Below are 11,269 nucleotides of genomic sequence, written 5' to 3' on the forward strand. Positions count from 1 at the left end.
GGCGGGGGCCGGGAACGGCACGGGCCGCGGGTCGTGCACGGTGCATTCGAGCGCGGCCTGCCAGGAGGCGCCGGGGGCGAGTTCGACGCGGTAGCGCAGCTCGCCGTCCTCGGGCCGGACGGCGGGGGCGCCGGCGAGGGTGAGCGCAGCGGCGTCCGGGGCCGGGTCCGCGAGGGCGACCGCGTCGGCGGTGTCCGCCTGCGGGCGCAGCACCACCCGCAGTCCGTCCTCGCCCTGCCAGATCAGACCGGTGGCCGCGGCATCCACGGCGTTCGCGGCGGTCTCGGCGCTGTCAGGTGCGCCGGTACCGCCGGAACTGCCGGAATCGCCACGGCCACCGGGGTCGAGGGGTCCGACGTGCTCGGCGGTGGCCGCCGCCGCGGGCCGCAGCCGCAGGAAGCGGCCGGACTTGACGTCGTCCATCCGCGCCAGGTCGGTGCCCGCGGCCACCACCATGGTCAGCGAGACGTGCCGGCCGCCGGAGTTCGTGATCCGCAGCGTCTCCCGCAACCGGCCGGGCGTCAAGCGCCGGACCCGATGGAGCGTGACCGCCGGGTCGGCTGTGGCTTCGCCCACACCGCGCAGCACCGCGCGGTAGGCCGTCTCGTCGGCCGCCCGCAGCGTGTGCCCGAGCGGCGCCAGCAGCACCGGTACGGAGCCCGCATCCGCGTCGGCGCCCGTCTCGAAGCGCACCTCAAGCCGGGACAGCGCCCGCCGGTCACCGTGGAAGAAGCCGTCCGCCCCGCCCGCCAGGTCACCACTGCGACGGGAGAGCGCCAGGCTCGGCGCGTACACGGTCGTGCAGGCGTCGTGCAGGAACGGCTGGAGCCCTTCCGCGGCGCCCGCGAATGACGGGGGTTCGGCGGCGGAGCGCCCCTGGGCAGCCATGTTCACGGTGCTGTGCCTCTCGTCGTGGCGACGGTTGGATCGATGGTTTGATCCATACTTGGATCGATCAAATAGCACCCTACCCCTTGCCAACCAGCACCTAAAGGGGATTTTATCGTTCCATCAAACGCAGCGCTGCGTCGAAAACGTGGTGCCGCGGGAACTCGGACAACGAGGGAGGCTGTAGGTGGCGCGTAGCAAAGCCGCAGGTGGCAATGGGGGCAAGCCGGTAACGCTGGCCATGGTGGCGCAGCGGGCCGGGGTGTCGGCGCAGACCGTCTCCAACGCGCTGAACTCCCCCGACCTGCTGGCCGGCGAGACCCTGGAGCGGGTTCGCCGGGCGGTCGCGGACCTCGACTACCGGCCGAGCCAGGCCGCCCGCTCGCTGCGCACCCGCTCCAGCCGGCTGATCGGCTACGGCCTCGCGCCGACCCCGCCGACCATCTCCACGTTCGTGGCCGACCGCTTCCTGCACGCGCTGTCGGACTCGGCCGACCAGGCCGGTTACCGGGTGCTGCTCTTCGCCGCGCCGTACGGTGCCGAGAACGAGCAGGAGCGCTACGACCAGTTGCTGCGCGACCACTCGGTGGACGCGTTCGTGCTCAGCAACACCCACCGGGGCGACCGCCGGCCGGGCTGGCTGGCCAAGCGGGAGATCCCGTACGTGGGGTTCGGCCGCTCCTGGGCCGCACGTGATATTGGCGACTGGGTCGACGTCGACGGCGCGCACGGAACCGCCGAGGCGGTTGACCACCTGGTGGCCGCCGGACACCGCCGGATCGGCCTGCTCGGCTGGCCGCGCGGCTCCGGCGTCGGCGACGACCGGGCCCGCGGCTGGCGCGAGGCGATGGAGCGACACGACCTGCCGGTGCGCGGTCTGCGACGATTCGCAGAGGACGACGCGAAGGCGGCGCAGCAGGCAGTGGCGCCGTTGCTGGACAATGGCAACAGCGTCACCGCTGTGGTCGCGGTGAGCGACACCCTCGCACTGGGCGTCTACCGGGCGCTGCGCGAGCGCGGCCGCACCCCGGGCACGGACGTGGCCGTGGTCGGCTTCGACGACTCGCCTGCCGCCGCACTGCTCTCGCCGAGCCTCAGCAGCCTGCACCAGCCGCTGGAGGAAGTCGGGCGCGCCTGCACCCGGCTGCTGGTGAACCGGATCGGGAACCCGCGGGCCGATCCACAACAACTTCTGCTCGCACCGGAGCTGGTGGCCCGGGAGAGCTCCGCGCCGCACCAGGACGAGCGGGCGGCCCGGACCTCGCCCCCGGACCCCCACCCGGACTCGCACCCACACCCGGAATAGCCCCCGGACCCGGGCCCTGGCCCGGCCCTGGCCCCGGCCAGGACCCGCACTCGCTTTCACACACCCGCATATACCCGCATACCCGCATACCCGCATACCGCTACCCGTACAGCCTCGGAGTGATGATGAACGTACGCAGAGCCGCCCCCGCCGCCGCCTTGTGCGGCGCCGTACTGCTGACTGGTTGCTCGTCGAATTTCGGCAGCGACTCCAGCAGCAAGCAGGACGGCGGGGGCAAGCAGCACCTCACGGTGATGATCGGCTCGTCCGGCGACGCCGAAACCAACGCGGTGAAGTCCGCGGCCGCCGCCTGGGCGAAGAAGACCGGCAACACCGTCACGGTGACCCCGGCGCAGAACCTCGACCAGCAGCTCGGTCAGGCTCTGGCGGGCGGCAAGCCGCCGGACGTCTTCTACGTCGGCTCCAGCACCTTCGCCAACTACGCCAAGGGCAACTCGCTGTACCCGTACGGTGACCAACTGTCGTACAAGAACGACTTCTCCGACTCGCTGCGCAAGTCGTTCTCGTACAACGGCAAGTTCGTCTGCGCGCCCAAGGACACCTCGACGCTGGCGCTGGCGATCAACACGGACATGTGGAAGGCGGCCGGGCTGACCGCGGCCGACTACCCCACCACCTGGCCGCAGCTGGAGAAGGTGGCGAAGAGGCTCACCAACTCCAAGACGACCGGGCTGGTGGTGGACGCGTCCTACAACGAGCTGGGCGTCTTCATGAAGCAGGCCGGCGGCTGGATCACCAACCCCGGGCAGACCGAGATGACCGCCGACAGCGCCGCGAACGTCGAGGCGCTGACGTACGTCAAGAAGCTGCTGAAGGAAGGTGCGCTGAAGTTCCCCAAGCAGGTCGACACCGGCTGGGGCGGCGAGGCGCTGGGCACCCAGAAGGCCGCGATGACCATCGAGGGCAACTGGCTCACCGGCGCTATGCAGTCGGACTACCCGAAGGTCGGGTACAAGGTGCTGTCGCTGCCCGACGGCCCGGCGGGCAAGGGCACGCTGTCGTTCAGCACCTGCTGGGGCGTCGCCAACAAGAGCGCCCACCACGACGCGGCGGTCGACCTGGTGAAGGCGTTCACCGCCGTGCCGCAGGAACTGTCGTTCGCCGGCGCCTACGGCGTGCTGCCCTCCCGGACCAGCGCACTGGCCGCGTACAGCGAGAAGTACCCCGCGAACAAGGCGTTCGCCGACGGCGCGTCCTACGGGCAGGGGCCGGTGACGATCCCCGGCTTCTCGAAGGTGCTCGCGCAGTTCGACACCGATCTGAGCGGGCTGGCCACCGCCGACCCGAAGACGATCCTGTCGAGCCTGCAGAAGAACGGCGCGGCGGCGCTCAAGTCGGGCGGCTGATCCCGGGCCGGCAGCGGCCGGCGTAACGGCATCGAACGGTCCGATCGACCGACGGCACCCGACCAGCGGGCAGTGTGAAGGGAAGGAACATGCGCAAGGAGCAGCAGGGCGGCGCGGCGGCCGTCGCACTGCCCGCGGTTCGTCGGACGGGGTCGACCGGACCGGGCGGAGCGAAGGAACTGGCCGGTCCCCCCGGGGAGGCCGGGGAGGCCGGCGAGGCCGGATCGGCCGGCGGCAACGGGCGCGCCCGGCGGACCCGGCCGGGCGGCGGCACCGGACGGGCCGGGAAGGCCGGCCGATCCCGCGGCAGCCTCATGAGCCGGCAGCACGGCCGCTGGGGCTGGCTGTTCGTCAGCCCCATGGTGATCGTGCTCGGGCTGTTCCTGCTGCTCCCGATCCTGATGGCGCTGTGGGTCAGCCTGCTGCACTGGGACGGCCAGTCCAACCCGTTCAGCTCGGCGGCCGACTTCGTCGGGGTGCGCAACTACACCGACTTGTTCGGCAGCAGCGGCGGCCTGAACCACCAGCTCTTCATGATCTCGCTGCGCAACAACCTCTACTACGTGCTGCTGGTCGTGCCGCTGCAGACCGTGCTGGCGCTGGGCCTGGCGCTCGCGGTCAACAGCCGCCGGCTCAAGCGCAAGGGGCCGCTGCGCACCGCGTTCTTCTTCCCGTCCGTCACCAGCTCCATCGCGATCTCCACCGTCTTCCTCTTCCTCTTCCAGGGCAGCGGCGCGGTCAACGCGCTGCTGAAGTGGGTGGGCATCACCGGGCCGAAGTGGTTCACCGACGCGCACGGCCTGGTCTGGACGGTGCTCGGCGGGCTCGGCCTGGTCGACCCGAACAAGCCGGTGCACGCGCTCGCCGCGCACAGCGTGCTCGGGCTGTCCTGGTGGGACTGGCTGGCCGGACCCTCCATCGCGATGTGCACGATCATCGTGCTGGCGGTGTGGACCACGTCGGGCACCTTCATGCTGATGTTCCTCGCCGCGCTCCAGGACGTTCCCGCGGAACTGGAGGAGCAGGCCCGGGTGGACGGCGCCAGCCGCTGGCAGTCGCTGCGCCACGTCACCCTGCCCGCGCTGCGCCCGGTGATCTTCCTGGTGCTCACCCTCGGGTTGATCGGCACCTGGCAGGTCTTCGACGCGGTGTACGTGATGAGCCAGGGCGCCCCCGGCAACACCACCCTCACCCCCGCCTACCTGTCGTACACCTCCGGTTTCCAGGACAGCGACTACGGCCACGCGGCCGCGATCGCGTTCATCCTGCTGGCGATCATCATGCTGATGACGCTGGTGCAGCGGGTGCTGCTGCGGGAACGCGGCGAGCAGCCGAGCCGGGCCCGCCGACTCCTCGGGAGGAACCGATGAGCATCATCCGAAGGAACGCCGAACGGCGGCCACGGCCCTCGGTGAGCACCGTCCTGGTGCTGGGCGTGGCCGGGCTGCTGGGTGTGGTGTACATCCTGCCGTTCGTGATCCAGCTCGTGACGTCGTTCAAGACCGATCCCGACGCGGCGGCCCATCCGCTGTCGCTGCTGCCGAACCCCTTCACGCTGGACTCCTACCGGCGGCTGTTCGGGCTCGGCGGCGGGGGCGAGTCGATACCGTTCACGCGCTGGCTGGGCAACTCCATCCTGGTCACCGTCTTCATCACCGGCGGCCGGGTGTTCTTCGACTCCCTCGCCGGATACGCCCTGGCCCGGCTGGACTTCCGCGGCCGGAACCTGCTCTTCAACGGCCTGCTGACGGTGATGTCGGTGCCCGGCGTGGTGCTGCTCATCCCCAAGTTCCTGGTCCTCAACCAGTTGGGCATGTTCGACACCTACGCGGGCATGATCGTGCCCCTGCTGGTCGACGCCGCCGGGGTGTTCATCATGCGGCAGTTCTTCCTGTCCGTGCCCAAGGAGGTCGAGGAGGCCGCGCGGATCGACGGCGCCGGCGTCTTCCGCACCTTCTGGTCGGTGGTGCTACCGATGGCCCGCCCGGCCCTGATCACCCTCACCATCCTCTCCTTCCAGTCGTCCTGGAACGAGTTCACCCACTTCCTCGTGGCCACCCAGTCCCCCCAGTACGAGACCCTGACCACCGGCCTGGCCCGCTTCGTCTCCGGCAGCCTCAGCGCCGGCACGCAGTACCCGCTGAAGCTCACCGCGGCCCTGCTCGCCACCATCCCGGTGGCCATCCTGTTCTTCGTCTTCCAGCGCCACTTCGTCCGCGGCGCCAACTCCGGCTCCGTCAAGGGCTGATCCACCCACGGTCGGCCGGGTCCCCCGCCCCGGACGCCTGGTAGCGCTCGATCACCGCCCGCGTGACGGACCGGCGCGGGCTACTTCGGCGTCGCGAAGATGCCCGCCGGGAGGGCGCCGTTCGTGATGGCCGGGCGGGTCAGGCGGGCGCCGATCTCGGTGAGGCGGGCCGTGCCGGTCTCGCCGAGGTGGCGGTAGGGGTCGGCGGCCAGCCGGTCGGTGGCCTCCTCGATGTCCTGGCGCAGTGCGGTGCCCGCCGGGGTGAGGGCGCCGTCCGCGTCGAGCAGGCCGCGCTCGCGCAGCCGTTCGCAGCCGCCGTCCCACTCCTCCTGGCTCCAGCCGCGGGTGGCGCGCGCGAACTGCGGGGTCATGCCCTGGCCGGTCGCGGTGTGGGTGATCAGCGCCTCGATCCCGTCGAGTCCGGCGGTGGCCAGCGCGGTGATGTGCCCGTCGCCGCGGTGCTCGCGCAGCAGCACGGCGTGGTGCCACAGAGCGAGCGGCGGCAGCTTCGGCACGTCCAGATCGGCGTGGGCGGCATACAGCGGGCGGCCGGGGGCCGCGCACGCCTCGGTGGCGGTCGCCGCCAGCGCGGCGGCCTCGGCGACCTCGGGGTCGTCGGCGGCGTCCTCGCCGAGCACCCGGCGCAGCGTGGCCTCGGCCGCCCGCCACCGCGCGTCCAGCACGGCCGCCGGCTCGGCGGCCTGCCATGCCCGGGGGATGACCGGGGCGATCAGCGCGGGGTTGAAGTTGTAGAAGGTGGCCGCCACGGTGCCCGCGCCCACGGCGCCCATGGCCGCCGACCGGCTGGCGAAGTACGCCATGGCGCCCGGTGCCAGGCCGATCGCGGTGTACTCCCGCTCGGCCTCGGGCGCGAAGTAGACCAGCGAGTGCAGCGGGCTGAACGTGGCGTTGCAGTGCCGGGCTGCCGTGAGTCTCATACGGCCATCGTAGGCGCGGCAGGCAGAAAATCTACCCGCGAGTACAACCCTGGCCGGTTCTCAACTCCCCCTCGGGAAACGGCAGTTTGCCAGCCCACACAAGCCCGCACCTGCACCCGCACCCGTACTCGCCGCACCCGCACCCACCCGCACCCACCTCGATCGCCGACATCTCACCCCGCGATCAGGGCCGCCACCGCGTCGGTGACGACCTTGCGGCGGCGGGCCGCTTCGGCCCCGGCCAGGCAGGCATCGAACTCCGGGGTGTTGGCACTCCAGAAGCCCGACAGGTGCAGCACCAGGCCGAGCAGTTCCTCGGCGGTGAACCGGGCGGGCAGCAGGCCGTCGCGCTGCGCGCCCGCGACCGCCTCGATCTTGGCGGCGTTGCTCTCCATCACCACCGGGATCAGGGCGCCGGTGCCGGCCCGCTCCAGCCGGTACCAGGTCGCGAGCCGCTGCACCCACGGCCGCGCCTCGTACGAGTCGAAGAGCCGGCCCGCGTACTCGGGCAGGTCGGCCGGGTCGATCGGCACGGCGTCCACGGTCTCGCGGCACATGGCGTCGAAGACCGCGTCGAACAGGCCGTCCTTGCTGCCGAAGTAGTGGTAGATCTGCGCCTTGTTGCTCTGCGCCGCGGCGGCGATCCGGTCCACCCGGGCGCCCGCGATGCCGTACGCGGCGAACTCCTCGGTCGCCGCGCGCAGCAGCCGGCGGCGGGTCGCCTCCGCATCCCTGGTCATGACATCCAGCCTATCCACTAACCAGATAGTTGACAAAGGTCGGGTCGAGGAGTCAGATGGGAATTACTAATCAACCGGTTAGTCAGAAACTCGGCAACCCGTTCCGGATCGGAGCCCTCGCCATGACGTCACCGTCATCCACCGCATCCACCCCCTCGACCCGGTCCGCCGTCTTCCTGGTCCAACCGGTCGTTCCCGGCGAGGACCCCCGAGGAGACCGACCTGCGCAAGCGCCTGGTCGCCCAGCGCGCCGCTCTCACCGCCGCCGAGCCCGAAGAGGTGCACCCGTGATCCCCAGCCTGCACCGGATGAAGGGCGGCGCGCTCCAGCTCGGCGCCGAGAAGCCCGGCCTGCCGGGACCGTTTGGCGCCTGGGCCGACGAGGACGGCCAGGAGCCGCAGGAGACCGTGGCCGCCGGCCAGGGCGAAGCCGAGCTCCGGTGCTGAGCATCCGGCCGGACGGCGCGCGACCCTGGAGTCGTGGCCCGCATCCGGTACTGCGCGAACTGCGGCGCCCGGCTCCCCATGAAAGCCTCGGCCCGGCACCGGTACTGCGACGACGTCTGCCGCTCGCAGGCGTATCGGTCCAGGGTCGCCTCCGACCGGATCTGGACGCTCGGGATGGTGCTCGCCGAGGCCGAGCACTTCGGCGACCGGTGCATGGTCCGGCTGCTGACCTGCCCGGAGTGCGGCGTCATCACCTTCGCCGGAGCGATCCATCGGATCGACATGCGGTACTGCTCGGGGAAGTGCCGCTCCCGGGCCTACCGGCGGCGCGCTGCCCGCCGGGCCAAGCTCGCAGCGTGACATCGAGCCGTTGCGGAAGTCGGGGGGCTACCGGCGGTATGACGCCTTCGTGTCATGCTCCAGGCCCCCGCGCGGAGCGCAGGAACCAAGATCCGGAACTCGTGAGGCACCCCTGTGGAGGTGGGCCGTGTTCAGCACCGTTCGTACCGTGATGACCTTCGCCGTGGACCCCGAGGCGTCGGCCCGGTGGTGGGGTGAGCTCCTGGACGTCCCCGTGAAGATGGACGTCAGCGACAGCGGGGCCGTCTACGCCTGGGTGGAGATCGGCGGGGTCGAGGTCGGCTTCCACCCCGCCGACGACGAGCGCAACCCCCGGGGCGGCAGCCCGGTCGTGTACTGGGGCGTAGACAACGTCGACCAGGTCCGGATGCGGCTACTGGCGGCCGGCTGCGAGCACCACCGAGGCCCGCTGACCATCGAGCCCGGCCGCAGGATCGCCCAGCTGCGCGACCCCTTCGGCACGATCGTCGGCATCGAAGGCCCGTAGCGGCACGCGAACACCCGGTGCCCCGCTGAACCCTGGTGGTCAGCGGGGCACCGGGCGTTGTCCGTTCACCCGTCCAGGCCGTGCAGGTTCTCCAGTCCGGTGGCCGCCGCGTACGCGCGCAAGGCGCCCTTCAGCGAGCGAGCCGTCCAGCGGGCGCCGAACGCGGCAGTGGCGTCCAGGTACAGGCCCAGCACCCGGTCCGGGCCGAGCTCGTACCCAGCCTGGCGCAGGACGGCGGGCAGGGTGACCAGGTCGATCAGCCCGGTCACGTCCGGGCGCACGCTCTCCACGTCGAGCAGCACCACCTCGCCGTTCGGACGCCTGCGCAGGTGCTCGGGCTTGAGGTCGAGGTGGCCCAGCGGCACCAAGCGCGGGCCGTAGGCGTCCAGGTGCGCGGCCAGCACCTCGCCGAACGCGGACGGGTCCGTGATCCAGACCGGAGCCGGGGCGGCGTGCAGAGCCGCGAGGGAGAAGCCGGCCATCACTTCGGCGGCCTCGCCGGGCAGCCGCAGCGAGGCCGTGTGGACGGCGGCTACCCGCTCCGCCAGCAAAGCGGGCATGGCCACCCCGGTCCAGTCGGCGGGCTCGGGCAAGTACTCCAGCAGCAGCGACAGCGACTCCTCGGCCTCCGCGTGCAGCCGGGCGACCGGCGCGGTGTCGGCCAGCAGCGCGTACGCCAGGGTCTCCCCGGCGTACGCGGCCGGGTCGGCGTGGAGCTTGAGGACCAGGGGGACCTCCGGCGGCGGCCGGTGCACGGTGAACACCGCGGCGGTGTACCGGGCGCTGACCACGCTGACCCGGCCGTTCACGCCGGGGTGGTCGGTGGTGAGGGCCTGGCGGGCGCGCACGAGAAGGTCGACGGGGTCGGTGGGCATCGGGGTGGCCAGCCACCCGGCGGGGCGGATGCGGGCCAGCCCGGTCAGCGCCTGGGCGGCCGTGCCCGGGGCGATGGTCACCGGGCTCCCGCCCGGGCGGTGATCCCGGCGGCCAGGTTCACGTAGGACAGGGCGGCGAGGTCGGGGCGCTGGTGTTCGCCGTAGATGCCGAAGAAGGCGTAGACGAGGCTGTCCAGGGGGCGGCCGATGTGCCAGCACTCCATCGCGCCGCCGGCCACGTCCCACACCTGCAGGCGCCCCTGGAGCAGGGCGTGGTAGTCCTGGAAGAACATCTCGGCGCCGAACGGGTAGGCGGCCATCGCCTCCTCGCGGCCGGTCGGCTCGACCTGGACGAAGTCGGCGGTGGTGACGTCCCAGGCGAACTGCCAGAGCTCGCCGCCGGGGCCTTCCTTGAGCCGCAGCACCGCGCGGTGGGGGCCGAGCGGGCCGGAGAGGTACTCGTGGATGCTGCACGCCAGCATCCCGGTGCCGGTGGCCAGCAGTTCGCGGCCCAGCCGCGGCAGTTCCGCCTTCACCACCGCCAGCGCCCGGTCCTGGTCAGCACCGGCGGGCAGCTCGGCGAGCGGGGAGAGTCGGACGTCGCCGGGGTCGGCGAGGAACGCGGCGTGGGTGACCAGCGCCTCGTACTCGAAGTCGTCGTCGATCCGCACCCACCCGACCTGATCGACTGTCACCTTCTCCGCCGGTGAGGCCGGGACGGTGAGCCGCTCGCCCGGGCGCGGGCCGTGGACGTGGAAGAGGTGCTGCAGCCCGTTGGCCGCCTCGGCCATCTGCGGGTGATCGGAGCAGAGGAACGGGCCGTGCGGCGAGCCGGGCGGCAGGAAGCCGTTGCCGCACAGCGCCACGTCCTGGACGCCCTCCAGCGGGGCGAGGACCTCCAGCAGCAGCTGGTTGAGGACGCTCAGGCCGCTCTTGTGGCGGGTGCCGTCCATGCCGGGCAGCAGGTTGACCGAGGAGGCTGGCATGCCGGGCGGCACGATCTGGGAGTTGTTGGAGACCACCGCCATGCGCGGCACGGGCTGGGCGCCCTCGGCGACCTGCTGCAGGTACAGGTCCGAGGGGTCGGCGTCCACCGCGATGAACACGGCCGGTCCGTCGCCGACGCGCAGGCAGGGCTGGACGACGCGGTCCTCCCAGAACAGCGTCCGGGCGCCGGCCGGGTAGAGGGTGACGCGCAGGTCCCCCAGCTCGATCGGAGTGGTGTGGTCGAGGCGGCGGACCTCGAAGCCGAGCCGGACGATCGCCTCCTCGACCGGGGCGGGCAGCAGCGGCCCGGTGTAGACGGGCACGCCGCGGTCCAGCAGGTCCAGGGAGGGCAGGTGGAAGTGGTCGAGGTGCTCGTGGGTGAGTACCACGGCGTCCGGGCGGGGCATCAGGCCGGCGTCGATCCGGCGCGGCGGCCACACCCGGCACTCGGCCCGGCCGGGCAGGCCGAACGCCTCCTTGAGGACGGGGTCGATCAGGACGCGGTGGCCGCCGCCCTGGACCAGCCAGGTCTGGTGGCCCAGGAACGTCAGCTCCAGGCGGGTGTCCACGGATTGCCTCCTCGATGATGTGCGGGACCGGGGCTGGAGGGCCCGGGAGGGCGGGACG

12 protein-coding genes are annotated in these 11,269 nt (G+C 72.0%); 7 read left to right on the plus strand and 5 right to left on the minus strand.

What is annotated here, in order from left to right; all coding sequences use genetic code 11:
• Window positions 1–888: glycogen debranching N-terminal domain-containing protein (locus AC13HU_RS20565; RefSeq protein ID WP_483043375.1), on the minus strand; the 888-nt coding region annotated here is incomplete at its 3' end.
• Between the two features lie 187 nt (window positions 889–1,075).
• Here AC13HU_RS20565 and AC13HU_RS20570 point away from each other — a divergent pair.
• From AC13HU_RS20570 to AC13HU_RS20585, 4 genes are all read left to right on the plus strand, one after another.
• Window positions 1,076–2,194 carry a LacI family DNA-binding transcriptional regulator gene (locus AC13HU_RS20570; protein ID WP_483043376.1) on the plus strand — a complete coding sequence of 373 codons (1,119 nt, stop codon included), beginning with the start codon at window positions 1,076–1,078 and terminating at the stop codon, window positions 2,192–2,194.
• 125 nt (window positions 2,195–2,319) lie between these two features.
• Window positions 2,320–3,561: a sugar ABC transporter substrate-binding protein gene (locus AC13HU_RS20575; protein ID WP_483043377.1), complete on the plus strand. Its 1,242-nt coding sequence runs from the start codon at window positions 2,320–2,322 to the stop codon at window positions 3,559–3,561.
• 89 nt (window positions 3,562–3,650) lie between these two features.
• Window positions 3,651–4,931: a carbohydrate ABC transporter permease gene (locus tag AC13HU_RS20580; protein WP_483043378.1), complete on the plus strand. Its 1,281-nt coding sequence runs from the start codon at window positions 3,651–3,653 to the stop codon at window positions 4,929–4,931.
• Window positions 4,928–5,809 (plus strand): carbohydrate ABC transporter permease, encoded by an 882-nt coding sequence (locus AC13HU_RS20585; protein WP_483043379.1) that lies wholly within the window; start codon window positions 4,928–4,930, stop codon window positions 5,807–5,809. The genes AC13HU_RS20580 and AC13HU_RS20585 overlap by 4 nt, the downstream gene beginning before the upstream one ends.
• Before the next feature lie 80 nt (window positions 5,810–5,889).
• Here AC13HU_RS20585 and AC13HU_RS20590 read toward each other — a convergent pair whose 3' ends face one another.
• Window positions 5,890–6,747, minus strand: coding sequence for an SCO6745 family protein (locus AC13HU_RS20590; RefSeq protein ID WP_483043380.1), 858 nt, complete (start codon window positions 6,745–6,747; stop codon window positions 5,890–5,892).
• Between the two features lie 173 nt (window positions 6,748–6,920).
• Window positions 6,921–7,487, minus strand: a complete 567-nt coding sequence (locus AC13HU_RS20595; RefSeq protein ID WP_483043381.1) for a TetR/AcrR family transcriptional regulator — start codon at window positions 7,485–7,487, stop codon at window positions 6,921–6,923.
• A 287-nt stretch (window positions 7,488–7,774) separates the two neighbouring features.
• On the opposite strand from AC13HU_RS20595, the gene AC13HU_RS20600 reads away from it, so the two are divergent.
• From AC13HU_RS20600 to AC13HU_RS20610, 3 genes are all read left to right on the plus strand, one after another.
• A complete protein-coding gene (locus AC13HU_RS20600; RefSeq protein WP_483043382.1) occupies window positions 7,775–7,933 on the plus strand; it encodes a hypothetical protein in 159 nt (52 codons plus the stop codon).
• Between the two features lie 33 nt (window positions 7,934–7,966).
• Complete coding sequence (locus AC13HU_RS20605) at window positions 7,967–8,293, plus strand: hypothetical protein (protein WP_483043383.1); 327 nt, start codon at window positions 7,967–7,969, stop codon at window positions 8,291–8,293.
• 127 nt (window positions 8,294–8,420) lie between these two features.
• Window positions 8,421–8,780, plus strand: coding sequence for a VOC family protein (locus tag AC13HU_RS20610; RefSeq protein WP_483043384.1), 360 nt, complete (start codon window positions 8,421–8,423; stop codon window positions 8,778–8,780).
• 65 nt (window positions 8,781–8,845) lie between these two features.
• On the opposite strand, the gene AC13HU_RS20615 is transcribed toward AC13HU_RS20610, so the two are convergent.
• The gene (locus AC13HU_RS20615; protein WP_483043385.1) at window positions 8,846–9,736 is read right to left on the minus strand and encodes a hypothetical protein; all 891 of its coding nucleotides are present in this window, start codon (window positions 9,734–9,736) and stop codon (window positions 8,846–8,848) included.
• Complete coding sequence (locus tag AC13HU_RS20620) at window positions 9,733–11,211, minus strand: MBL fold metallo-hydrolase (RefSeq protein WP_483043386.1); 1,479 nt, start codon at window positions 11,209–11,211, stop codon at window positions 9,733–9,735. Before AC13HU_RS20620 ends, AC13HU_RS20615 begins: the two co-directional genes overlap by 4 nt.
• Between the last annotated feature and the right edge of the window lie 58 nt (window positions 11,212–11,269).

This window comes from Streptomyces sp. NH27, assembly GCF_056859195.1.